At 60.5% G+C, this 24,941-nt stretch carries 21 protein-coding genes; 15 read left to right on the top strand and 6 right to left on the bottom strand.

Translation table 11 applies throughout. The features are described 5' to 3' along the window. The 4 genes from bioC to A0251_RS04930 all read left to right on the top strand — a co-directional run bounded on the left by bioC (position 1) and on the right by A0251_RS04930 (position 5,598). A complete protein-coding gene (gene bioC, locus A0251_RS04915; RefSeq protein ID WP_231874164.1) occupies positions 1-780 on the top strand; it encodes a malonyl-ACP O-methyltransferase BioC in 780 nt (259 codons plus the stop codon). A 156-nt stretch (positions 781-936) separates the two neighbouring features. Further along, positions 937-1,581: a dethiobiotin synthase gene (gene bioD, locus A0251_RS04920; protein WP_062815726.1), complete on the top strand. Its 645-nt coding sequence runs from the start codon at positions 937-939 to the stop codon at positions 1,579-1,581. 184 nt (positions 1,582-1,765) lie between these two features. Then, on the top strand, positions 1,766-3,490 hold the full coding sequence (locus A0251_RS04925; protein ID WP_062815727.1) for an alkaline phosphatase: 1,725 nt from the start codon (positions 1,766-1,768) through the stop codon (positions 3,488-3,490). After that, positions 3,487-5,598, top strand: coding sequence for a metallophosphoesterase (locus A0251_RS04930; RefSeq protein ID WP_062815728.1), 2,112 nt, complete (start codon positions 3,487-3,489; stop codon positions 5,596-5,598). The genes A0251_RS04925 and A0251_RS04930 overlap by 4 nt, the downstream gene beginning before the upstream one ends. Positions 5,599-5,786: 188 nt before the next feature. Here A0251_RS04930 and A0251_RS04935 read toward each other — a convergent pair whose 3' ends face one another. The 5 genes from A0251_RS04935 to rsgA all read right to left on the bottom strand — a co-directional run bounded on the left by A0251_RS04935 (position 5,787) and on the right by rsgA (position 11,436). Continuing rightward, positions 5,787-6,869 carry a glycosyltransferase family 9 protein gene (locus tag A0251_RS04935; protein ID WP_231874165.1) on the bottom strand — a complete coding sequence of 361 codons (1,083 nt, stop codon included), beginning with the start codon at positions 6,867-6,869 and terminating at the stop codon, positions 5,787-5,789. A gap of 364 nt (positions 6,870-7,233) precedes the next feature. After that, complete coding sequence (locus A0251_RS04940; protein ID WP_062815730.1) at positions 7,234-8,379, bottom strand: alpha/beta fold hydrolase; 1,146 nt, start codon at positions 8,377-8,379, stop codon at positions 7,234-7,236. 209 nt (positions 8,380-8,588) lie between these two features. After that, on the bottom strand, positions 8,589-9,467 hold the full coding sequence (gene asd / locus A0251_RS04945; RefSeq protein WP_062815731.1) for an archaetidylserine decarboxylase: 879 nt from the start codon (positions 9,465-9,467) through the stop codon (positions 8,589-8,591). Between the two features lie 19 nt (positions 9,468-9,486). After that, positions 9,487-10,302 carry a sulfurtransferase gene (locus A0251_RS04950; RefSeq protein WP_062815732.1) on the bottom strand — a complete coding sequence of 272 codons (816 nt, stop codon included), beginning with the start codon at positions 10,300-10,302 and terminating at the stop codon, positions 9,487-9,489. Between the two features lie 102 nt (positions 10,303-10,404). Then, positions 10,405-11,436, bottom strand: a complete 1,032-nt coding sequence (rsgA, locus tag A0251_RS04955) for a small ribosomal subunit biogenesis GTPase RsgA (RefSeq protein WP_062815733.1) — start codon at positions 11,434-11,436, stop codon at positions 10,405-10,407. A gap of 67 nt (positions 11,437-11,503) precedes the next feature. Between rsgA and orn the strand changes: the two genes are divergently transcribed. Further along, complete coding sequence (orn, locus tag A0251_RS04960) at positions 11,504-12,049, top strand: oligoribonuclease (RefSeq protein WP_062815734.1); 546 nt, start codon at positions 11,504-11,506, stop codon at positions 12,047-12,049. Positions 12,050-12,250: 201 nt separating this feature from the next. Here the strand turns inward: orn and queG are convergent, their stop codons facing one another. Beyond that, positions 12,251-13,306: a tRNA epoxyqueuosine(34) reductase QueG gene (queG, locus tag A0251_RS04965; RefSeq protein WP_062815735.1), complete on the bottom strand. Its 1,056-nt coding sequence runs from the start codon at positions 13,304-13,306 to the stop codon at positions 12,251-12,253. Between the two features lie 45 nt (positions 13,307-13,351). On the opposite strand from queG, the gene A0251_RS04970 reads away from it, so the two are divergent. The 10 genes from A0251_RS04970 to A0251_RS05015 all read left to right on the top strand — a co-directional run bounded on the left by A0251_RS04970 (position 13,352) and on the right by A0251_RS05015 (position 24,809). Beyond that, positions 13,352-14,863 carry a bifunctional ADP-dependent NAD(P)H-hydrate dehydratase/NAD(P)H-hydrate epimerase gene (locus tag A0251_RS04970; protein ID WP_062815736.1) on the top strand — a complete coding sequence of 504 codons (1,512 nt, stop codon included), beginning with the start codon at positions 13,352-13,354 and terminating at the stop codon, positions 14,861-14,863. A gap of 11 nt (positions 14,864-14,874) precedes the next feature. Beyond that, on the top strand, positions 14,875-15,309 hold the full coding sequence (tsaE, locus tag A0251_RS04975; RefSeq protein ID WP_062815737.1) for a tRNA (adenosine(37)-N6)-threonylcarbamoyltransferase complex ATPase subunit type 1 TsaE: 435 nt from the start codon (positions 14,875-14,877) through the stop codon (positions 15,307-15,309). After that, positions 15,296-16,648: an N-acetylmuramoyl-L-alanine amidase gene (locus A0251_RS04980; protein ID WP_062815738.1), complete on the top strand. Its 1,353-nt coding sequence runs from the start codon at positions 15,296-15,298 to the stop codon at positions 16,646-16,648. Before tsaE ends, A0251_RS04980 begins: the two co-directional genes overlap by 14 nt. Before the next feature lie 179 nt (positions 16,649-16,827). Beyond that, a complete protein-coding gene (gene mutL / locus A0251_RS04985) occupies positions 16,828-18,654 on the top strand; it encodes a DNA mismatch repair endonuclease MutL (RefSeq protein WP_062815739.1) in 1,827 nt (608 codons plus the stop codon). Continuing rightward, the gene (gene miaA, locus A0251_RS04990) at positions 18,655-19,677 is read left to right on the top strand and encodes a tRNA (adenosine(37)-N6)-dimethylallyltransferase MiaA (protein WP_082810762.1); all 1,023 of its coding nucleotides are present in this window, start codon (positions 18,655-18,657) and stop codon (positions 19,675-19,677) included. 254 nt (positions 19,678-19,931) lie between these two features. Next, positions 19,932-20,222 (top strand): RNA chaperone Hfq, encoded by a 291-nt coding sequence (gene hfq, locus A0251_RS04995; protein WP_062815740.1) that lies wholly within the window; start codon positions 19,932-19,934, stop codon positions 20,220-20,222. A gap of 153 nt (positions 20,223-20,375) precedes the next feature. After that, complete coding sequence (gene hflX, locus A0251_RS05000; RefSeq protein ID WP_062815741.1) at positions 20,376-21,749, top strand: ribosome rescue GTPase HflX; 1,374 nt, start codon at positions 20,376-20,378, stop codon at positions 21,747-21,749. 38 nt (positions 21,750-21,787) lie between these two features. Then, a complete protein-coding gene (gene hflK, locus A0251_RS05005; RefSeq protein ID WP_062815742.1) occupies positions 21,788-22,957 on the top strand; it encodes an FtsH protease activity modulator HflK in 1,170 nt (389 codons plus the stop codon). Beyond that, positions 22,957-24,021, top strand: a complete 1,065-nt coding sequence (gene hflC, locus A0251_RS05010) for a protease modulator HflC (RefSeq protein ID WP_062815743.1) — start codon at positions 22,957-22,959, stop codon at positions 24,019-24,021. The genes hflK and hflC overlap by 1 nt, the downstream gene beginning before the upstream one ends. Before the next feature lie 317 nt (positions 24,022-24,338). Continuing rightward, complete coding sequence (locus tag A0251_RS05015; RefSeq protein WP_231874166.1) at positions 24,339-24,809, top strand: hypothetical protein; 471 nt, start codon at positions 24,339-24,341, stop codon at positions 24,807-24,809. Positions 24,810-24,941: the final 132 nt, after the last annotated feature.

Here is a 24,941-nt window from a genome sequence, read left to right on the forward strand (position 1 = left end):
GTGGACAGACCTGTCAAGACGGCGGTCAGCCAGCACTTCAGTCGCGCCGCGCGCAGCTATGATGCCCATGCGGCGTTGCAGCTGGCGGTAGGGCGCTCCCTGGTGCAGCGCTTGCCTGCGCAGCTGGTGATACCGGCTGCACTGGATCTGGGCTGCGCCACCGCACCGTTTGCCCGCGCCCAGCAACAGGCCCTGCCAGGCGTATTGTGGCAGGCGGTGGATCTGTCTTCCGATATGCTGAATGAGGCCGCTGAACGGGGCCGACTCAACGACCAATACCGGCCACTGTGCGCCGATGCAGAATCGCTGCCCGTGGAGAGTGGGTCCCAGGGGCTGGTCTTTTCCTGTTTTGCCTTGCAATGGTGTGACCCGACCCGGGTGATGGCGGAAGTGCACCGGGTGCTGGCACCGGGCGGGCGGTTGTTGCTGGCGGTGCCGTTGGCGGGCTCCCTGCGGGAATTGAGCCAGAGCTGGCAAGCGGTGAATCATCGCCCCCATGTGAATGCCTTGCCAACGTTGGGCGACTGGCAAGAAGCCTCACTGCGGGTCGGGTTTGCTGACGTGCAAATTCAGCAACAGGTGATGGTGGAATATTACGAATCGGTCAAACAGATTGCCCGCCGCCTCAAGGCCACCGGCGCCGACCACGTCAGTGGCGCCAGCGGCCTGACCGGCAAGCATGCCTGGCAAGCCATGGTGGCCGAGTATGAAACCAAAAGGACCGGTCAAGGCTTGCCGTTGACGTGGAATGTGCTGTTTCTGGAAGCGGAAAAGCTTTGAGCTGCGCTGATTGGATTAAGCAAGGCCCGGACGTTCGCGGGGGGTCAGAAGTGTCTACGAGGCCGATTGCAGGAGTTCCTCTTGAGGGACGAACCGTGCGAAGCACGGAATCGACCGCAGGGTGATCAAAGCGATAAGTTCAATCCAAGGATAGCTATGGAAAATCAGAAGCCACCCCTTCCTGCCCTCAAGGGCATCTTCTTCGTCACCGGTACCGACACCGAAGTCGGCAAGACCTGGGTAAGTTGTCGTCTCCTGGAGCGGGCCCGTGAGGCCGGGTTGAGCTGCTATGGGCTCAAGCCGGTGGCGGCGGGTTGTGAGGAAACGGCGGAGGGCTGGCGCAATGATGACGCCCTGCAGCTGATGGCGGCCAGCTCCGAGACATTGCCCTATGAGCTGGTTAATCCGGTGGCATTGAAGGCGCCGGTGGCGCCGCACATTGCCGCCCGGCAGGAAGGTAAAACGATTTCCCTGGCGCGCCTGGCCGGCTATGTACGTGGTGCCCTGAGTGCCCACAAGGCGGACCTGATCCTGATCGAAGGTGCGGGAGGTTGGCGGGTGCCGCTCAATGATCGGGAAATGCTGTCCGGCCTTGCTGCCGAACTGGAGCTGCCGGTGATTCAGGTGGTGGGCATGAAGCTGGGCTGCATCAATCATGCCCTGCTTACCGCTGAAGCGATCCAGAAAGACGGATTGCGCTATGCCGGCACCATGGCCAATTGTTTTGGTCCCATGGCGGTGCAGGAAGAGAACCTGCTTACGCTGCGTCAGCACTTACCCGGCGCCTTTGCGGTCCTCTGAAGCCGCAAAAATCATCAGCGCTTCAATGCCCGGTCATGCCCCTGTCACCTTTAACTGGGCAGTTACAGGGGGCTACATAGCACTACAGTGCAACTACCCAAGGCCCACTGTTGCGATGCAATTTCCTGCCTAATCTTGAGTCGTTATCGCGTGAAGCGCTGACGTTTCAATCAGGGGGAATTCCATGGATCGCAAACGACGTCGTCTGGTGCAGGCGCTGGGAGCAGGCAGCACCCTGGCACTGGCGGGCTGTGGCGGGGGCAGCAGCTCATCACCGGTACCGGTCAATACGCCCACACCCAATCAGCCGGACGTACCGGATCAGCCTGATGCCTTGCCCGGCGTCTCCTTTTTGCATGGTGTGGCCTCCGGAGACCCGCTTGCTGACCGGGTGATTCTGTGGACCCGGGTCACCCCGGACCTGGGTAACGGTGAGGATGTGGCTGTGACCGTCACTGTTGCCAGTGACCCGGCCATGCAGCAGACCGTTGCCTCCTATGGGGTCACCGCTTCAGCGGCAGCGGATTATTGTGTGAAGGTGGATGCGACCGGCCTGCAGGCGGACCGCTGGTACTACTATCAATTCTCGGTGGGCGAGCAGGTCTCCCCGGTGGGGCGTACCCGGACTTTCCCGGCCGCCGATCGCTTTGCGGACCGTGCCCGTTTCGCGGTGGTGTCCTGTTCCAATTACCCCAATGGTTTCTTCTCCGTCTACCGGGCGGTGGCCAATCAGGCGGATCTGGATTTTGTTCTGCACCTGGGGGATTACATTTACGAGTACGGTGCCGGTGAATACGGCAACTTCCCGGAGCGCGATCCCCAGCCGCCCCATGAAATGGTGTCCCTGAGCGATTACCGCCAGCGCCATGCCCAATACAAGACCGACCAGGATCTGCAAGCGGTGCATCAGCAATTCCCCATGATTGCTGTCTGGGACGATCACGAATCGACCAACGACAGTTACCGCGACGGCGCCGAGAATCACCAGCCGCTCACCGAAGGCGACTGGGAGAGCCGCAAGCAGATCGCCCAGCAGGCCTATTTTGAATGGTTGCCCATTCGTCCCCGCGAGCCGGGGAATAACAGTGTGATCTATCGCCGCTTCCAGTTCGGTGATCTGCTGGATCTGACCATGCTCGATACGCGGTTGGAAGGCCGTGACGAGCAACTGACGATCCCCGCTGACCCGGCCCGCAACAGTGAAGATCGCCATCTGATCAGTACCGAGCAGATGGACTTTCTGCTCGACAGCCTGAGCGCCTCCACCAGCCAGTGGCGCTTCATCGGTCAGCAGGTCATGTTTGCCCAGCTCAATATTGCCGAGCTGCCGACCCTGGATGAGCGTAGTGCCCAACTGCGCGGCAATCTGTCTGCCATCAATATGGATCAATGGGATGGCTATGCGGCAGACCGGCTGAAAATTCTCAACCATATCGATGACAACCGTATCGACAATGTGGTGATTCTCACCGGGGATATTCATACCTCCTGGGCCAGTGAAATCTACCGCAATCCAGGCTCGCTGCTCGGGGATCTGTTCGACAAGCCATTGGCGGCAGAACTGGTCACCCCGGCGGTGACCAGCCCGGGCTTCCCGGATGGTGCCGCGGAAGTGGCCGGCGCACTGATTCCGGTGGTCAACCCGCATATCCGTTATGTGGAAGCCAAATCCCGCGGTTTCATTCTGGTGGATGTGGATCGCCAGCGAACCCAGGGCGAGTTCTATTACGCGCAGAGCATCGAGTCCTTCGACCTGCGCGGCCAGATTGATACCGGCAAAACCAAGGTGGTAGCGGTGAAAAGCGGCGATAGTCGCATTGTCGAAGACCTGCCGCCCTCGCGTCCCCGTGCGCTGCGCACCGCGTTTTTCCACCCCCCCGTACCGAGTTCCAATGAGGTGATGTCATGACTTTTCCCTGGAAATTGCTGCCCCTGGTGGCGGCACTGACGCTGACCGCCTGCGGCGGCGGGGGATCTTCCGGTTCCAACCCCGCCAATAACGATGGCTCGGGGGGGAATACGGAAACCCCAAACAATCCGTCCCAGCCCGGTGACGGAGGCAGCGATGATGACGGGGGCGACAATCCGGTGGCCAGCAACCCGCCGGCAGCCGTGCGGTTTATCGTGATCGGCGATTCCGGCAGTGGCTCCGCCGGTCAGTATGCGGTGGGTAAAGCCATCGCCAGCGTCTGCGAGGAAAAAGACGAGTTCGTGGGTGATATGGCGTTCCCGGGTTGTGATCTTGTCGTCGGTCTGGGTGACAATATCTATGAATCCGGTGTCACCAGCGTGGATGATCCCCAGTTCGCGGAAAAATTCGAAAAGCCTTTCGAGCCGGTGCAACTGCCTTTCTACATGGTGCTTGGCAACCACGACAACACGGCCTATGTGGGCGGTGATGGCGCCGGTAATGCCCGTGGCGAATTCCAGGTGGATTACACCTACTTCGACGGAAAACTGTCCAACCGCTGGAACATGCCGGATCGTTACTTCCTGCACAGTGCCGGCACCACCCACACCAACCCGCGCCCGCTGGTGGATTTTGTCGCACTGGATTCCAATCCGATTGCCGGCGGCTTTGGCGATCCGGATATCGCCTATGCCTACCACACCTACGGCGTTGATCAGCGTAACTGGGTGGTCAATACGCTGGCCGGCTCCAATGCGGTCTTCAAGATCGCCATGGCCCACCACCCCTACCTGTCCAACGGCACTCACGGTAATGCCGGTAACTACGATGGTGTGCCCAGTGAGATCCTGCCAGTGCTGGCCGGCGAGCGGTGGAAAGCCTTTATGGAAGAAGCGGTCTGTGATCAGACCGACTTTTTCTTTGCCGGTCACGACCATGACCTGCAGGTGCTTGAAGCGGTACCGGAGTGTGGTCGTACCGAATTCGTGGTCAGTGGTGCGGCGGGCAAAACTCGCTCCATTGATGACCCGGAGCGCAATGTGGCCCGCTTCCAGCAGGGCGATGTCTATGGCTTCTTCTGGATGAAGGCTACCGAAGCCGACCCGGTCACGCTGGCGCCGGCCAGGCTCTGCCTGGATGCCTACGTGGTGGATCCAGAGGCGGAGGGGCTCGGTGTGATCAGCGATGGCGAACTGACGCCGGCCTATACCCATTGCTATGACAAACAGCCCATGGCGGGTATTGCTCCGGGTAATGACTTCTCCGGCTTGCCACTGGGGGAAGGTGCCTTGCCGCTGCCCTTGCCGGATGGCTTTGATGCGGACTTTACCGGGCCACTGAAAGAACTCCGTGAAACCCTGGTTTCCGGCTTCACACAGGTGGGAGCAGACCTGCCCGAAGAGCAGCGTCAGGTCTTTGATCAGATGATTGCCGGCACCGACATTCTCTTCAATGCGCTGGACGCGGCCACGGCTGCCATCCTGGAAGGCGACAGCAGCGAGATGAGCCAGTCCGTGCAGGCGGTGCTGGCGGCGGCGGAGCAATTGCAGGCCATCGATACCCGCAGTTTGCCGGCACCCTTTGATCAGCTGGGCAGTGCCTTTGATGCCCTGGCGGACGGTTTTGGTGGCGATGGCAGCGACGCGGGTGATGGCAGCACGGTGGAAGACATCGCCTTTATCGCCGGCCCGTTGGTGGCGCTGTCCCGCAACCTGAATAACATCCTCGACGGCATCGAAGAACAGGTGCCGGCAGAAGTGCCGGTGTTTGCCGGTCTGACCTCGGTGCTGTCCACGGTGTCCCTGGGGCTGGCCAATACCCTGGAGCAGTTGGTGCTGCTGGATACCAGCGCCACCGGTGAGCAACTGGTGGGCACGGTGCAGCAAACCCTGGAAAACCTGGTCAATGATGTGCTCTGGCTCAACCAGATCCCCGGTGCCGAGGAATACACCACCTTGCCTGGCGATGCCTTGTCTTCCGGACTGCTGATTGTGGTGCGGGAAGTGACTGAGCAACTGGATGAGCGTCTCCTCAGTCCCCTGGCCCCCTTGCTGGATTTGTTATCTCCGGTCACCGATCTGCTGGCCGGGCTACTGGATGGGTTCTGATTTCCAATAACAAAAAAGCCGTCTTCCTTGTCCATAAACCGTGAGGTGGAAACGCCTCGCGGTTTTTTTTTTGACAGGGGAAAGCGCTCGTTGGCGCTTTGCTTGCAAAGCGATGGTATCAGCAGGCTCCGGGGTGATTTTGACCCTTCCCCTTGCAAGCAAGGCTCCAACCGGGAAGGTGTGTCGCGTCAGGAAATACGCAATGTCTTCAGCGCGCCCAGGTGGGCGTCAGGCATCACGCCCAGTTCGTCCAGGGTACGGATTACCCGGTCCACGGTGATCCGTTGCAGACACGGGTAGCTGTCCAGGGCGCAGCTGCTGCGTTCGCAATTGCGTAGACAATGCTGCCACCGCAGTACCCGTGCATGGGGAGACAGGGGTTGCCAGAGGGTGTCATCGGTGGGGCCAAACAGGGCCACGGTGGCAACCCCGCAGGCGGCGGCCAGATGCATGGGGCCGCTGTCGTTACCGATAAACCCCCGGCTGCGTTTCAGCAAGGCCACCAGACCGGCCAGACTCAGTTGGTCGCACAGATCCAGCACCGGGTCACTGAGAAAGCTCTGGATGCGGGCAATTTGTTGCCGGTCTTTCTGGCCAGCGCCAATCAGCAGCGGAGTGAGACCGGCTCGTCGCAACTGTTGGCACAGGGCAGCAAATTGCTCCGCATGCCAGATCTTGTAGGTCTTGGTGGCGCCGGCATGAATGGCCACCAGATTGTCGTTTGTCGGTCCGTCGCTGAGGATGCTGTCCAGTTCAGCCTGGCCCGCCGGGCTGTCATTCAGTGGTAGATAGTGTGCCGGTGAGTGTGCCGCCGGCCGGCTCAGGCTGGCGTAGGCTTGCCAGCGATGGCCGGACCAGTCTACCTGTGGCTGCTGTGTATAGAACCACTGGCCATGGCGGCGATGCGGGCCGATGCGCTCTGCGGCGCCACTGAGTCGCGCCAGGGTGGCAGACTTTTGCTCCCCCTCGATATCCACGACCACCTTGGAATGGAAGCGACGCATGGTCATGACCAGTTTCAGGTAACTGTGGACGCGCTGAAACAACGGCACCTGTCGTGACAGAGACTGTTCCGGGTAATACAGCAATCGCGACTCACCGGGCAGGCTCTGCTCCACCAGCGTCTGATAGCGCTGATTCACCATCAGCAGTGATTCGGGGTGTGCCGCCAGCATGGCACGCAGGTGCGGCAGGGCTATCAGCAGATTGCCCATGTGGCTGCAGGGAAAAAGAATCAACAGGCGGGACATGACAGGCAGACGGTTATCCATAACATGGCATAACAGCCTAGGGGGATTGCGTGTCGGTTACATGACAACAGGCAGCTACGAGCTACGCTCGATTGGATAGGGAAAGGTTGGAAAGTTCCCGGTGTCTCTTCATTTCTACGAAGCCGCTGTAGGAGCTATGCTTGCATGGCGAACCGAGCGTAGCGAGGCGGCAGAGTTCAATCTAGCCGCCATTCTTTTCTGAAACCTGTCGAGCTCCGAGATTCCTGATCGCCCTCCGGTCGATTTCCGCGCAAGCGCGGTTCGCCATGCAAGCATAGCTCCTACAAAAAATGGGGACACGGCACAATTCGGTTGCACGACCACGCCCGCCTAGGAGCTCGTAGCTAGTCGCTCGCCGCTGCTTTCAATCCCGCTCAATCAACCAGTCAGCAATGCGGCCCCAGCTTTGCTTCTGGGCTGCGGCGCTGCCCAGGATGCCCATGTGACCCCCTTCAATGGTGATGAAGGTCTTGTCCTTGCTGCGGATCAGTGGCTCCATGGCCTGGCTGCATTCCGGTGTGACGATGGGATCGCTGGCGCCGGTAACGTTGAGCACGTTGGCAGTCACCCGGTTCAGGTGGCCGTCGGTGCCTTCCATGGGAAGCTGGCCATGGGCCACCACATTATCGGTCCACAGGTAACGGATGATGTCCTGAATCACGCCGCCGGGGTAGGCCACCATGTCATCCAGAAAGGCGCCGTTGGTGGCATGGGCGGAGACGAAATCCCGGTCGTGCAGGTTCTTCACCAGATTCCAGTAGCCCTGCAGGCTGCCCACCGGATTGGTCAGTTTGAAGGCCAGGCTGTTCACCCAGCCAGGGGAGCGCAACAGCCCTGCCGGTACGTCATGAATGCGCAGCCCGGTGCTGCGGCGTATCCATTTGGCGCGACGACTGAAGCGACGGTACTGGGCACCCAGGGCGCCGTTGCGATGGTAATCCGTGGGCGCGCCCACCAGTACCAGATTCTTGATATCCGGATCCCGTCCCAGCGCGGTGTAGCAGAGGCTGAACAGACCGCCGAAACTCCAGCCATGCAGGCTGAGTTGCTGCTTGCCACTATGCTGGCGGACCTGCACCAGCAGTTTGGGCAGGTAGTCGGCAAAATAACTGCTCAGGCTCAGGTGGTTGTGGTATTTGCCGGGCCGGCCCCAGTCCACCATGTAGAGCTCGAAGCCGCGGGCACGCAGATAGCGCACCAGGCTACGTTGCGGGAACAGATCGTAGATCAGCATGTTCACAGCCAGCGGTGCCACCAGCACCAGCGGAGTGCGCGGTGTGTCCCGGCTCACGGACATGACGGTGCCATCGGTGAGAGGGATGGCGTTTTCCTGCAGCGGTGGGTAGTAGCGCAGTTTCACAAGACCGTCGTCGAACAGGGTCTCGTAGGGCGTTTGTTCCGCCTGGCTCAGGGCGTCGGCCTGGAACAGACGGGCGCGGCCGTTATCCAGGCGTTGCCGCCAGGGGCGGGTGGTGTTGTGGAGAGCCTGTTGCAGGGTGTCAGTGATCATGGTTCCACCGGCGATGAATTCATTGGGCGGCTATTGTAGGGAAGATGCGTCAGGCTGCAGTTGCTTTGCGGACCGGGCCTGATGTCAGGCGGGACACCCGGTCAATCCGGGTCATTGAATGATCGGGGGAGATGAGGTAGACGGCAGGGAGGGAAATGTTCCTGCCCGAGGGCAGAAACGGGCCGATGGTATCGGCCCGCCGCGCCCAATCAGGCCGGGTTATCTTGGTTGTATTGTCCCAGCTTGCCTTTCACCCTGACCAGACTGCCGGCTTTCAGGTCCGGCTCGAAGCGGGCCTTGCCTTCAGGGAACAGCAATACCACGGTGGAACCGAGCAGGAAGCGGCCCAGTTCGTCGCCTTTTTCCAGGGTAATGGGGGCGGTGCGCTGGTAGTCAGTGGTCACCACCTGTTTGGGCAGGGGCGTGACCTGACCGCTGAATACGGTTTCGATGCCGGCCACAATCATGGCTCCCACCAGAATCACCGCCGCCGGGCCGTGCTCGGTGTCAAAAATGCACACCAGTCGCTCGTTGCGGGCGAACAGATTGGGCACGCCGTTGGCGGTGGCTTCGTTCACCGAAAACAGGTCGCCGGGCACGTAGCGGGTTTCGCGCAGGGTGCCGGTCACCGGCATGTGCACACGGTGGTAGTCCCGGGGAGACAGATAGATGGTGGCGAACTGGCCATTGGTGAATTCGCTGGCCAGGGCGCTGTCGCCGCCGAGCAGGTCGTACAGGGAATAGTCGTGACCCTTGGCCTGGAACACCTGATTGGCACGAATGGCACCAAGCTGGCTTACCGCCCCGTCCGCCGGGCAGGCGATGTCGGCGGCGTCAGACGCTTCCAGCGGCCGGGCTTCCGGCTTCAGCGCCCGGGTGAAGAAGGCGTTGAAGGTTTCGAACCGGTCCGGGTCTTCGATCTGGGCTTCCGACAGATCAATGCCGAAACGTTTCATAAAGAGGCTGATGAAGGTGGTCTTGATCCACGGTACTTCGCTACGCGCCAGCATGCCCACCAGTCGGGACAAACCATGCTGGGGAATCAGGTATTGCAGAGTAACGAAGAGCTTGTCGCGCCAGTTGTTCAAGAGATGTCCTTAACGTGGGTTATTCGGATTTTTCCGCCGGGGTATCGGGGTGGTTGCCCCATTCTGCCCAGGACCCGGCATAGCCGCGCAGGGTGGGGTAGCCGAGGATCTTGCCCACCAGCCAGGAAAAGCTGGAGCGATGGTGGGTCTGGCAATGGCAGATCACTTCCTTGTCGGGGGTGATGCCGCGGGCTTCCAGTTCGGCGCGGATCTCATCCAGCGGGCGCAGGCGCAGGTTGTTCTGCTTGTCCATGGGATCGGTCCACTCATAGTGGATCGCGCCGGGAATATGGCCGGCCTTCTGGGCAAAGGCGCGTACCCCGGAGAACTCCTCTTCCGAGCGCGAATCCCAGATCGCCACCGCCGGGTCCTGATAATGGTCCAGCAGGTACGCCAGGTTCACCTCGGTCAGCGGATCATGTTCACCCACTTCATAGTCGCTGGGGGTCGGTTCGGTGGATTCGCTGCTGGTGGGGTGACCCTCCGCCAGCCAGGCATGGATGCCGCCGTTGAGGTAGCTGTAATGCTTGTGGCCAATGGCATCCAGTGTCCACAGCAGCCGGCCGGCCCAGCCGCCGCCCTCGTCATCGTAGGCGACCACATGGGTATCCGGCGTCAGCCCCAGCTGGGAAAACAGGTCACTGAGGGTGTCGTCATCGGGCAACATGCCCGGCGCCGGCTGGGCGCCGGTCTGCAACCGCTTGAAATCCAGGTGAATGGCCCCGGGCACATGGGCCTGGACATAGATGGTGGGCTTGCTCAGGTCAATAATGAGCAGCTTGTCATCGCCCAGATGTGTGGCGAGGTCGGCGGGTTCGAGCAGCAAAGGAAGCATGGGATCAGTGAACAGTTAATAGTGAATAGTGAACAGCGAAAACAGACATATCGCTGTCAGCGTTGGGGCATTGTCCCTTATTAACTGTTCACTGTTAACTGTTCACTGGTATCTCTCCCGGCCGTCTTCATCCAGCGTATCGGCGATCTGGTAAAAATTGGCCAGCCGTTCCTCGCTGATCTCGCCGCTTTCTGCCGCCATGATCAGGGCGCAGCCGGGCTCGTTGCGGTGGGAGCAGTTGCGGAATTTGCAGTGGCCGGCCAGGTCGGACAGCTCCCGGTAGCCGTGTAGCAACTCGTCCTCGCTGATATGCCAGAGACCGAATTCGCGGATACCGGGGGAGTCGATCAGCTCGCCACCGGTGGGCAGGTGGAAGAGCCGGGCGGTGACCGTGGTGTGCTGGCCCAGGCCTGAACTGGCGGACAGGTCGCCCACCTGCAGATCAGCTTCCGGCAACACCGCATTGACCAGGGAGGACTTGCCGACACCGGATTGCCCCACGAATACACTGGTCTTGCCCACCAGGGCGTCCTGTAGCGGGGCCAGTCCGCGGCTGTCATGGGCGCTCACTTCCAGCACGGGATAGCCCAGGCGCTGGTACAGGGCTTTCAATTCGTCGATAAAGGGCCGCACCTCCTCATCGATCAGATCCGCCTTGTTGAGCACCAGGGTGGCAGGAATGTCAGAGAGTACTGCGGCCACCAGGTAGCGATCCAGGAGGGCGCTGGACGGGGTCGGCAAAGGGGCGAATACCACCAGCATCTGCTCCACATTGGCGGCCACGGGTTTCAGGTTGCCGTACATGTCCGGCCGTTTCAGTACCGTTTGCCGTGGCTCAATGGCCACCACCACGCCCAGGCCTTCGCTTTTTGGCGGCTGCCAGATGACCCGGTCGCCCACCACCAGTTGCTCCAGGGTGGCGCGGAAATGGCAGCGCATGGCATCCCCGTCGGCGCTTTCCACGCCCACCTGCTGGCCGAAATGAGCGGTGATGGTGCCGATCTGCTCGTCGCCCAGGTCGTCCGCCACCAGGGTCTCCAGTTCCGCGTTACGGCGCTGGGCCCGCTGGCGTTTCTCTGCCTGGATTTTTTCAATGCGCCAGCGTTGGCGCCGGTTGAGCTTGCGTTTGGCCACGAGGTATTCCGGTTGATTGGTGGCTGCATGCTACCATGCCGGTACAAAGCCATGATACGGAATCCCCATGACTGACAAGCGCAACAATCTGATCTGGATTGATCTGGAAATGACCGGCCTGAGCCCGGAGCAAGACCGCATCATCGAAATTGCCACCATTGTCACCGATGCCCAGCTGAACCCGCTGGCGGAAGGGCCGGTGCTGGCGGTGCATCAGAGCGACGACCTGCTGGACGGGATGGATGAGTGGAATACCGAACACCACAACAACTCCGGTCTGGTGGCGCGGGTAAAGGAAAGCCGCATCAGCGAGATGCAGGCACAGGCCCAGACCCTGGATTTCCTCAAAGAGTATGTGGAAGCCGGGATGTCACCCATGTGCGGTAACAGTATCTGCCAGGACCGGCGTTTTCTGGCCAACTGCATGCCGGAGCTGGAAGCCTTCTTTCACTATCGCAATCTGGATGTGTCGACCCTGAAAGAACTGGCGCGACGCTGGAAACCGGAAATTCTGGACGGCTTTAAAAAGGAAAATAAGCATCTGGCGCTGGACGACATCCGCGAATCCATCGCCGAACTGCAGTACTACCGTGAGCATTTTATTGATTGCTGATGGTTGCACGCGATACGCAACACGCGGCATGCAAAATCTTCGCCGTAGGAGCGTCGCTGGCGGCGCGATAAAACACCAGGATCAAAAGTCCTTTCACCAGAGAGGCACAGAGAAAACCCTGTCTTTTCCTCGGTGAGGTCTTTGACCTCTGGGGTAAATCTGCTTTTCCGGGGTTGGGTGATCGCGCCGCGAGCGACGCTCCTACGGTTGGGGTGGGGTGTGTTGTTCCAGCGCCCACTGCACATGCTCCTGCACCGTCTCATCCGGGTAATCCTGCCGTGCCTTGAGGGCGTCGATGACGTCATCTGATCCCGGTGCATTGCCCAGTGCCACGGCGATATTCCGCAGCCATTTGGTGTATCCGGCCCGACGAATGGCGCTGCCTGCGGTGCGCTCCAGAAATTCTTCCTCGCTCCAGGAAAACAGGGTCACCAGATCGCTGTCGTCGAGACCGTGACGGGGATGAAAATCCCCTTCCCCGGTATGCTGGGCGAAGCGGTTCCACGGGCACATGAGCTGGCAGTCGTCGCAACCAAAAATGCGGTTGCCGATGCCTTCGCGCAGGTCTTCGGGGATGCTGCCTTCATGCTCGATGGTCAGGTAGGAAATACAGCGCTGGGCATCCAGTTCATAGGGGGCGACAATAGCGTCCGTGGGGCAGACGGTGATGCAGGCCCGACACTTGCCACAATGGTCTTCGCCGGGCAGGTCCACCGGCAGCGGAATATCCGTATAGATTTCGCCAAGAAAGAACCAGCTTCCCGCCTCGCGATTCAGCACCAGAGTGTGCTTGCCCTGCCAGCCCAGCCCCGCCTTGGCGGCCAGGGGTTTCTCCATCACCGGAGCGCTGTCCACAAAGGCGCGGGCCAGCTGGCTGTCGGCCACCTCCTGGCGAATTCGGGCGGCCAGGGTGGCCAGGCGCTTGCGAATCAGCTTGTGATAGTCGCGGCCCAGGGCGTAGCGGGATACGTAGGCCTTGTCTTTTTGCTGCAGGATTTTTACCGGTTGGGTATCCGGCGGCAGATAATCCATCCGTGCGGAAATCACCCGCAGTGTGCCGGGCTCCAGTGCCTCCGGGTGGTAACGTTTGTTGCCGTGGGCGGCCATCCAGTTCATCTGGCCCTGGTAGCCTTTTTCCAGCCAGGCCTTCAGGTCGCTTTCCGCAGCATGCAGATCCGTGTCGGCAATGCCGATTTGCTGGAAGCCGAGCTCCCGGCCCCAGAGCTGGATCTTTTCTTTCAGTGCCTGCAGGTCCATGGTTTGAAGGGATATAATGCCGGGAAATGAGGAGCAAAGCGTAACATGACGACACTGCCGAAGGCTCTCTATACCGCAGCCCAGACCCGAGAACTGGACCGGCTGGCGATTGCTGCCGGTACCCCGGGGGCTGAACTGATGGCCCGAGCCGGGCAGGCGGCTTTCGATACGTTGTGTGAGCGTTGGCCGGAAGCCCGGCGTATCGCGGTGCTGTGTGGCGGTGGCAATAACGGGGGTGACGGTTATGTGGTGGCGCGGCTGGCCCATGCCGCCGGGTTGGCGCCACAGATACATTTCACCACGCCGCCGGACACGCTCAAGGGGGATGCCCTGACCATGGCTGACCGTTGCCGGGATGCCGGCATTCCCATGACCCCGCTGACCCTGGACAGCCTGCCGGAGGGAGCGGATGTCCTGGTGGACGGGTTGTTGGGCACCGGGCTGAGCGGTGCGCTGCGCGATGAAATGGCAGCCTTGCTGACCGCACTGAATGCCTTGCCGGTACCGCGAATGGCGCTGGATATTCCCTCTGGCCTGGGGGCCGACACCGGCGTGCCACTGGGGGCGGTGCTGGCGGCGGATCTGACCTGTACCTTTATCGGCCTCAAGCGCGGCCTGCTCACCGGTGAGGGTCCGGTGTACAGCGGTGAATTGTACTTTTTTGATCTGCAGGTTGATCGGGATGTCTATTCCCGGGTGCCTGCGAATTGCCGGGTGCCGGAGCCCGCGGACCTGGCTGCCTTGCTGCCGCCGAGACGGGCCGATGGTCACAAGGGTCATTATGGCCATGTGCTGGTTATCGGCGGCGACCATGGCTTTGCCGGCGCCCCGGTAATGAGTGCCCAGGCCGCTGCCCGCTGCGGGGCCGGCAAGGTGAGCCTGATTACCCGCCCGGAGCATGTGGCAGTGGCGCTGATACGGCAACCGGAGATCATGGTCCGCGGCATAGAAAACGCCCGCGAGGCGCAGCCCCTGCTTGAAGCGGCCACGGTGATTGCCATTGGGCCGGGCCTGGGCCGCAGTGACTGGGGGCAGGCGCTACTCGCTCTGGCCCTGGAGAGTGGTAAACCGCTGATAGTGGATGCGGATGCCCTGTCCCTGATGGCCGCCGATGATCGTATCGGCCACGGAGATTGGGTGCTGACGCCCCACCCGGGAGAAGCCGGTCGCCTGCTTGGGGTGTCCGCAGCGGAGATTCAACGGGATCGCTTTGCCGCCCTGGAGAGTCTGGCGGCCCGCTATGGCGGCACGGTATTACTGAAAGGCCTGGGCACTGTCATTCAGGGAGAGGACCACCTGGGCCAGCAGGGGCGCGCCCTGATTCGTGAGGGCAATCCGGGAATGGCCTCCGGAGGCATGGGCGATGTGCTCACCGGCGTGATCGCCGCCTTACGTGGTCAGGGTCTGACAAGCTATGATGCGGCGCGGCTGGGAGCCATGATTCACGCCCGCGCTGCCGATGCCTGTGCTGCCCGGCGAGGCCCCAGAGGGATGGTGGCTACGGACCTGTTGCCGTATTTGCGAACCGAGTTGAATGAAACCTGTCTGGCTGAATGACGAGAGCGTCGATGACTGTTGAGCATGTGGACCTGCCCGATGAAGCGGCCACTCTGGCACTGGGTGCCAGTCTGGCACAGCGTCTTGCTGCAGGTGGCTGCGTCTATCTGCAGGGGGATCTGGGTGCCGGCAAGACGACCCTGGTGCGGGGAATGCTGCGCGGCCTGGGGCATGAGGGTGCAGTAAAAAGCCCCACTTATACGATTGTGGAACCCTACGAGCTTGGCGGCGTCCATATCTATCACTTCGACCTGTATCGTCTGGCTGATCCGGAAGAGCTGGAAATGATCGGTGTGCGTGATTATTTCTCCCCCGACAGCCTGTGCTTGCTGGAGTGGCCGGAGCGGGGCGCCGGGGTGGTGCCTTCGCCGGATTTGACCATTACACTGGCCGTTAACGGCCATGGAAGAAAGGCGACCCTGGATTGGGCCTATGATGCATCGTGACAATAACAACAAACTGACGGCACTGTTCGTCCTTCTGGTCAGTGGCTTCTGGGCGGGCCTGGCATTTGCCGAAACCAGCATTGATTCCGTGCGTCTGCACCGGGCGCCGGATCACACCCGTATCGTTTTCGATCTGCCCGCGCCGGTGGATCACAAACTCGACAAGCTGGCTAACCCGGATCGCATCGTGCTGGATCTGCTGGATGCCAGCCTGGGGTTCGACGTCAACACCCTGGACTACGCCAGCAGCCCCATCGCCAACATTCGTGTGGGCAAGCACAGTGACAAGACCCGTGTGGTCTTTGACATGAAAGACGGTGTGCGTACCCGCACCAACCTGCTCAAACCCATTGAGCCCCATGGCTGGCGTCTGGTGGTGGACCTGTTTGACAGCGAACTGCAGAGCCCTGCCAAGACCAGCCCGGAACCGGAAAAGAAAAAGGAGGCCCCCAGCGAGCCCCGTTTGATGGTGGTGGCTATTGATGCCGGCCATGGTGGCGAAGATCCCGGAGCCCGTGGTCCCAGCGGCGTTTATGAGAAAACCCTGGTGCTGCAGATTGCCAGGAAGGTGGAGAAGCGGGTCAATGATCAGGCTGGCATGCGGGCGGTGATGGTGCGTGACGGTGATTACTATGTGCCCCTCGCCGAGCGTCGCCGCATCGCCCGGGAGGATCATGGTGCGGATGTGTTTATTTCCATCCACGCGGATGCCTTTACGGATGCTCGCGCCAACGGTGCTTCCGTGTTCGCTCTTTCCAGCAGCGGCGCCACCAGTGCCCGGGCACGCTATCTTGCCAAGATTGCCAACGAATCCGACCGGGTGGCCGGGGTCTACGAGGAAGAGAAAGACGACAGTTCCTTGCTCAGCGTATTGGCGGATCTGCGCATGAACGGCTCCATGGCGGGCAGCCTTTATCTGGGGCGGCAAGTGCTTTTGGAAATGGGCAAGGTGACCAAGTTACATGGCAACCGTGACCGGGTAGAGCAAGCCGGGTTTGCGGTGCTCAAGGAGCCGGAGATGGTATCGATCCTGGTGGAGACCGGTTTCATTTCCAATCCGACAGAAGAGCGAAATCTGCGCTCTTCCGCTCACCAGGATAAACTGGCCCGCTCCATCGTTAACGGGGTAGATGCCTATTTCCGTAACCATCCCGCACCGCATAGCTGGTATGCGGCCCAGCGGCGTGAACATGGTGAGCAATACCGCATTCAGCCTGGTGATACACTGTCGGAAATTGCCCGTCAGTACAGTGTGTCCGAACAGGCGATCCGCAATGCCAATGCCTTGAGTGGCGATCGCATTGTGGTCGGGCAGGTGCTGAAAATTCCCGGTTCGTGAATGGCCAGAAGTGCAGCGTTGTGTGGGGGCAATATTGGACACAGGTTGCGAGTAACGCGTTGCGAAAAGCAAAACCGGTTTTGACTTTCGCTCCTCGTCACTCTTTTCTCGCCACTGGCCTGTCAGATCGCTTCTGCATAACCCGTATCGTTACCTGAACCCCATCAACAGAGACGCCCGTGACAAAGATTCAACTGCTTGATTCCCGCCTTGCCAACCAGATCGCCGCCGGTGAGGTGGTGGAACGCCCGGCCTCGGTATTGAAAGAGTTGCTGGAAAATGCCCTGGATGCCGGGTCGGAATCCATCAGCGTGGATGTGGAACAGGGCGGCGTAAAACTGGTGCGGGTGCGCGATAATGGCAGCGGTATTGATCGTGATGATCTGCCTTTGGCCCTGTCACGCCATGCCACCAGCAAGATTCGCGGGCTGGATGATCTGGAAGCCATCGGCACCCTGGGGTTTCGTGGTGAGGCGCTGGCTGCGATCAGTTCGGTATCCCGGCTGACCCTGGCCAGCAATGTGGAAGGTGAAGCGGAAGGCTGGCAGGTGCAGGTGGAAGGGCGCGATATGGCGCCGACCGTGACGCCCGCCGGGCACCCCCGTGGCACCACCGTGACCATGCGTGATCTGTTCTTCAATACCCCGGCTCGACGGCGGTTTCTGCGCACCGAAAAGACAGAGTTCAACCACCTGGAAGAGGTGTTCCGCCGCATCGCCCTGAGCGAGTTCAATACCGCCTTCCGTCTTACCCACAATCAGAAGGTGATTCATCAGTTACCCGCGGGTCTGGATGACACACTGCGCGCCGCGCGGGTGGCGAAGCTGTGCGGCAAGGGGTTCATGGAGCAGGCCATACCGGTGGATGTGGAGCGCGACGGTATCCGCCTGCACGGCTGGATGGGGCTGCCCACGTTCTCCCGTTCCCAGGCAGACCTGCAGTATTTCTACGTGAATGGCCGGGTGATTCGCGACAAGGTGGTCAGCCATGCGGTCCGTCAGGCCTATGCGGATGTGCTCTATCATGGGCGTCACCCCGCCTATGTGTTGTTTCTGGAGCTGGACCCGGCCCAGGTGGATGTGAACGTGCATCCCACCAAACACGAAGTGCGCTTCCGTGAGCAGCGCATGGTTCACGGCTTCCTTTACAGCTCTTTGCATCGTGCCATTGCGGAGGTGCGCCCGGGGCAGTCGCCAGCGGCCACGATGGTGGACGAGGGGGAGGCGGTGATGCCGGCCATGGAGCCCAGCCAGGCCAGCATGTCCCTGTCGGCCCCGGCGGGGCGTCCCTCCTATGCACCACCGACGGGAAAGGATTTCAGCTACGGTCAGGGCCTGCGGCAGGCGGATGCCTACGGCGCCCTGGTGCGGCCCCAGGTGGCGGAAAATCCGGTGATGCCGCCGGCATCCGACCAGGAAACCGTGCCACCACTGGGGTATGCGGTGGCGCAGTTGCATGGCATCTTCATTCTCGCCGAGAACCAGCAGGGGCTGGTGGTGGTGGATATGCACGCCGCCCACGAGCGCATTACCTACGAACGGCTGAAACAGAGCTGGTCCGAGGACAAGGTACGCAGCCAGCCGCTGCTGGTGCCGGTGTCGCTGGCGGTGTCTTCCCGGGAGGCGGATTTTGCCGAGCAACAGCCGGAGGTGTTTTCCCGGCTGGGGTTTATGGTGGATCGTGCCGGGCCGGAGACCCTGGTGGTGCGTGAAGTGCCTGCCATGCTGCGAGACAGTGACAGCGAGGCGATGGTCCGGGATGTGCTTTCCGACCTGCTGGCCCAGGGCAGCAGTGAGCGGATCGAACAAAAGCTGGATGAGTTGCTCTCCACCATGGCCTGCCACGGCAGTGTGCGCGCCAATCGTCGCCTGACCCTCCCGGAAATGAACGCCCTGCTGCGGGACATGGAAGCCACCGAGCGCTCCGGCCAGTGTAACCATGGCCGTCCCACCTGGACCCAGATGAGCCTGAAGGATCTGGACCGCTTGTTCATGCGGGGACAGTAAATGGCGCCTGAAAGCCCGGTATCGTCCGCTGAGAGCCAGGCCGATCAGAGGCTGCCGGTGCTGCTGCTGATGGGGCCCACCTGTTCCGGCAAGACCGCGTTGGCCATTGAGGCGGCACAAACCCTGCCCATCGAAATCATCAATGTGGATTCCGCGCTGGTCTATCGGGGCCTGGACATCGGAGCGGCCCGGCCCAGCGACGAGGAGCTGGCGGCGGCGCCGCACCGGCTGATGGGGTTCCGTGAGCTGGATGCGCCTTACTCGGCGGCGGATTTCCGCGCCGATGCCCTGCGGGAAATCGAAGCGATTCATGCCAGGGGCAGACTGCCCCTACTGGTGGGCGGCACCATTCTGTATTTCAAGGCACTGGTGGAGGGGCTGGCGCCCCTGCCCGAGGCGGATCCGGCGGTGCGCGCCGAGATTGCTGACCTGGCCGAGGCGCAAGGCTGGGCGGCAGTGCACGGGGCCCTGGCGCAAGTGGACCCGGTCAGTGCCGAGCGGCTCAAGCCCACGGACCGTCAGCGTTTGCAACGGGCCCTGGAAGTGTATCGGGTCACCGGTCGGCCCCTCTCAGCCTTCCACGAAGAGCATCATACAACTGTCACACAGAACCGGGATGGTTTGAGTGAGTTCAGCGCCTTGCCCTGGCCGGTGTACAGTGCGGCCCTGTTACCCCCGGACCGTGCCTGGCTGCATGACATGATCGCGCAGCGTTTCCTGCAGATGCTGGAACAGGGTCTGGTGGAGGAAGTGCAGGCACTGCGTCAGCGGCCCGGAGTGCACCGGGATCTGCCAGCCATGAAAGCGGTGGGCTACCGGCAGGTGTGGGACTACCTGGATGGCCAGCATGATTACGACACTATGGTAGAGAAGGGGATTGTGGCCACCCGGCAACTGGCCAAGCGACAGTTCACCTGGCTGCGAAAATGGCCCTATCTGGACAGCGTGGACAGTAACGATCCGTCACAACGACAGCGGCTAATTGAGCGGCTTGCGAAGATCTGTAAATCTGTGTTTAGTTAGCCCTGTTTCTGGACTTTTTGGTTTATAATGTCCCGAATATGGATTTTGGGCCATTTTGCGGTGATTTGAGACACACGGCGCAGAATGTGTTGGGTCGGGACCTGGAACCAATTTGCTGGGTTGTTGACAAAAAATTTGCCCGATAGCGCATCGGGTGAAGGCAGTGACCGCATGGGACGGTTTCACTGTGTTACAGCGCTGATTGCCCGAAGTGTTGGGCACTACTTTTTACTGTTATTTCAAGGAGACTTGCCATGTCAAAGGGGCACTCGCTACAAGACCCTTTTCTCAACGCGCTTCGTAAAGAGCGTATTCCGGTTTCTATCTTTCTGGTGAATGGAATAAAGCTGCAGGGGCAGATTGAGTCTTTTGACCAATATGTCGTGCTGCTGAAAAATGCAGTCAGCCAGATGGTATACAAACATGCGATTTCCACCGTCGTGCCTGCTCGCAACCCTCGCGGTGGCGGCAACCCGGCGATGACCTCCACCGGTGCCGGTGCCCCGGGCGCGCCTGTTGCCGATGAGGGTTTCGGCAACCAGTAATCGTTGCCACAGCCCCAGTAAAGAGCCACCTTCGGGTGGCTCTTTGCGTTCAGGCCTCTATCGGTGCCTGATCGATACTTTTCCCGCCGGTTTCCCTGTCTTCTTGCTCTGACTGGTTTAAACTGGCGGTCTCATCCCCCATGTCAGTTCTTTATGGACCTATTTGATCGCACAGAGCAAACCCGAACCGGCGCCGGTGAACGTGCCGTTCTGGTGCATTTGGACCTTCCTGACGCCATGGGGCGCGAAGACCTGGATGAGTTCTACCATCTGGTTACCTCCAGCGGCGTGGAGCCGGCGGCGGAGCTCACCGGCAAGCGCGATCGACCCGATCCGGCCCTGTTCATCGGCACCGGCAAGAGCGACGAGCTGGCCGCATTGGTCAGCGAGATCAAAGCGGATGTGGTGCTGTTCAATCATGCCTTGAGTCCTGCCCAGGAGCGCAACCTGGAACGGGTAGTCAAATGCCGGGTGCTGGATCGCACCGGCCTGATCCTGGATATCTTTGCCCAGCGCGCTCGTACCCATGAAGGCCGGCTGCAGGTAGAGCTCGCCCAGTTACGCCACTTGTCGTCCCGGCTGGTGAGAGGCTGGACTCACCTGGAGCGGCAGAAGGGGGGCATTGGTCTGCGCGGCCCCGGGGAAACCCAGCTGGAAACCGACCGACGGCTGCTGCGCGATCGTATCCGTGCCATTGAATCGCGCCTGGAGAAGGTCCGTAAACAGCGGGCTCAGGGGCGGCGGGCCCGGCAGCGCTCCGAGACGCCACTGATTTCCCTGGTGGGCTACACGAACGCCGGTAAATCGACCCTCTTCAATGCCATTACCACCGGTGATGTCTACGTGGCCGACCAACTGTTCGCCACTCTGGATCCGACCTTGCGCAAGGTGAAGGTGCCGGGTGTGGGCCCCGCCATTCTGGCGGACACGGTGGGCTTTATCCGTCACTTGCCCCACCGTTTGGTGCAGGCGTTTCGCGCCACGCTGGAAGAAACCGTTAACGCCACCTTGCTGTTGCATGTGACAGATTGCAGTGCCGAGGAGCGCGACAGTAACGTGGCGGCGGTGAATGAGGTATTGGAAGAAATCGGCGGCGATAAACTGCCCGTGCTGCATGTCTACAACAAGGTGGATAACCTGGGGCATCCGCCGAAGATCGACCGGGATGAGCATGGGCTCCCCTGGCGTGTATGGATTTCCGCCCAGACTGGCGACGGCTTTGATCTGCTGTTCCAGGCCATTGCAGAGCGATTGGCCGCAGGCTGGGTGGACTGTTGGGTGCGTCTCCCGGCAACCGCAGGGCGTTTGCGCGCCCGCCTGCATGAAGCCGGCGAAGTGCTGGAAGAGCAGGCGGCCCTGGATGGCAGCATGCTGCTGCGCATCAATGTGAACCGGGTGCATTTTGAACGTCTGTTGCGTGAGCAGGGACTAACAGAAGATGAGCTGGTGGTGCCGGCCCCTGCGGTTGCAGGGGAGGATGCCCCTTCCTACAATTCACAACGCTCGCACGATGCGAGCCATCAATAATCCGGTGGGCCCAGGGCCCGGACCGATTGGAGACCTACATGGCGTGGAATGAACCCGGCGGCAACAAGCCGAAGGACCCTTGGGGTGGAGGCGGTGACCAGGGACCGCCGGATCTGGATGAAGCCCTGAAAAACCTGAAAGACAAGATCAACAGTGTATTCGGTGGCAAGGGCGGCAAGCCCGGTGGTGGCGCCGGCAGTGGCGGTGGGTCTCCCTGGCCGATGCTGATTATCGCTGCCGTGATCGCTGCCGTAGTGTATGGCCTGGTCGGCTTTTTCCAGGTGGATCAACGGGAGCGGGCCGTGGTGCTGCGTTTCGGTGAATACAATCGCACCGTGGATCCGGGTCTGCGCTGGCGCGCTCCGATCATCGAGCAGTACCAGAAAGTGGACGTGGAGCAGAATCGCCGCTTCGAAATTACCGAAGCCATGCTGACCCGTGATACCAACATCGTCAGCGTGACCTTGCAGGTGCAGTACCAGGTGCTGGATCCGATCCCGTTCCTGCTGAAAGTCGCCCGACCGGAAACCATCCTGGAACACGCGACCAGTTCCGCCCTGCGTCATGTGGTGGGCTCCTCCACCATGGATGATGTGCTCAAGGATAACCGGGAGGCGATCCGGGTACGGGTCCGCGAGCGTCTGGATGAATACCTGAACCGTTATGACACGGGCCTGGTACTTAAACAGGTGGTGCTGGATCGCACCCAGGCACCGGATGAGGTGCGTGATGCCTTTGATGATGTGTCCCGGGCCAAGGAAGACGAAGACCGTTTCAAGAAAGAAGCTGAAGCCTACCGTAACGCGGTGATCCCCCAGGCTCGGGGTGAAGCCAAGCGCCTGGAGGAGGAAGCGGAAGCTTACCGGAACCGTCTTATCGACAGCGCCGAGGGTGATGCGGAGCGATTTACCGACCTGTTGACGGAATACCGCAAGGCTCCGGATGTGACCCGCGAGCGTCTCTATCTGGAAACCATGACCGGTGTTTACAGTGCTACCAGCAAGGTGCTGGTGGATGTGGAGAAAGGCAACAGCCTGATCTACCTGCCACTGGAGCAGCTGGTCAAGGGCCGCAATGCCAAGACCCAGGTGCTGGAGCAGAGCGGCGCCAGCCAGAGCACTGGCTCATCCGCAGGCGCGGATGATGGCGGCAGTGGTCGCGAGGCTTCTCGCAGCCTCTACAGCACACCAAATCGGGAGTTGCGCTAATGAATAATCGTGGATGGTTGGCGCTGCTGGCTTTCGGGGTTCTGGCCCTGCTGGCGCTGGATTCCTTCTTTATTGTGAACCAGGCCGAAAAAGCGGTGCTCAAACAGTTCAGTCGGATCGACAAGGCTGATGTGGAGCCGGGCATTTACTTCAAATGGCCGTTGGTGGAAGAAGTGGTCCGGGTAGATGGTCGTGCCCTGGTGTATGACGTGCCCACCCAGTCTTTCCTGACCGCCGAGAAAAAGCTGCTCAACGTGGATGCCTTCGTGGTATGGCGGGTCAACAACGTGCAACGCTACATCGTCAGTGTGGGGGGCGGTTCTTCCAATGCCCAGGTCATGGAAGGGCGTGCCCGCCAGCTCCTGGACCCGCGTGTGAATGAGGCCCTGCGGAACGAGTTTGCCTCGCGGACGGTATTCCAGGTGGTTGCCGGTGAAAGCAATGTGGAAAAGCTTGAAGGCGATAAGGCGGTGCTGCGGGATCCAGTGACCGGTGAAATGACCGAGGTACCCCGCGACCAGCTGGATGAGTCCATCATTCGTGAGGCGGAAGGTGAAAGCGGTGCCGATAAGCCGGCCGGCGACAACCTGAAAATGGCCAACGACCAACGTGAAGCCCTGATGGATCAGGTTCGTGAGAAAGTGAACGAATCCACCCTGGAAGATCTGGGTATCGAAGTGGTGGATATTCGCGTGAAGCAAGTGGACTGGCCGGACCAGGTTCGTGGCCGGGTGTTTGATCGCATGCGCGCAGAGCGTCAGCGTGATGCGGCGGCGCATCGGTCCCAGGGCCGGGAAGAGGCAGAGAAAATCCGTGCCGGCGCGGATCGCCAGCGCAGCGAGATTCTGGCCGAGGCCTACCGCAAAGCCCAGGCCATCCGTGGTGAGGGGGATGCCAAGGCCGCGGCGACCTACGCCAAGGCCTATAATCAGGATAAGGAATTCTTCCGGTTCTACCGCAGCCTCCAGGCCTACAAGGAGAGCTTCAAGGACAAGGAAGATGTGCTGATCCTGGAGCCGGATGGCGAGTTTTTCCGCTACCTGAAAGGCTCTCAGGGGCAGTAAACACTTAAAAAGCCTGAAAAAAACCCGCTTCGGCGGGTTTTTTTTGGCCTCTACGATGTTGTGATTGCTGGCGATCTCATTGTTTTTACTTAGCTTTTTCCTGAATCGTGCTCAAAATGTAAATTCCCTACCTTGTTTTTTACAATCTTCACATGAAAACAACACAAAAAACGTGCAAAATTCGACCTGAGTCACAGTTTTGACGTGATGAAACAAGCCGAAAAACAATTTTCGCGTACCGAATCCGGCAGGATGCCTTGTTAACTGGTGTTGGGACCAGAAAAGAAAAGCCTGCCAAGATCATAGGGGATCGCCAGATGAACCGCTTTATTCTTGGGGCTTTGCTGTGCTGGGCAACCACCTTGTGGGCGGATGGCCCACTGACCAGCCAAATGGAAACCTACCTGGTGGCTGAAAAGGATGGCCAGGAAGTAATGACCGTCACTGAGGAAGCGTCTCCCGGTGATGTGATCGAATACCGACTGATCTATACCAACCAGTCGGAACAACCGCTTTCCGGCCTGGAAATCACCGGGCCGATTCCCGCCAATACCGCTTACCTCGCCAACTCGGCCGACACCGATGTGGAGGCAGTATTTACTGTCAGCATCGATGATGGCAGCAGTTTTGAGGCGGAGCCGGTTACGCGCTCAATCACTGGCCCTGATGGCCAGACACAGAACGTCATTGTTCCTCCGAGTGACTACACCCAGCTGCGCTGGGTTCCGCAAAGCGGAATCCAGCCAGGCCAGGTACTGGAATACCGGTACCGGGTAAAGGTGCAGTAACCGGAGGAACATGATCAGGGCCCACCCGGGCCCGGGAAGTCTTGTGCGAGCGACTTGTATGTCGCACTGGGGGAGTGGCTCACACCGCGTGTGGAGGGTCGCTCTGGCAAGGCTTTCAGATCAGAAGTAGTC

The organism is Alcanivorax sp. NBRC 102024 (assembly GCF_001602235.1).
GTDB lineage: Bacteria > Pseudomonadota > Gammaproteobacteria > Pseudomonadales > Alcanivoracaceae > Alcanivorax.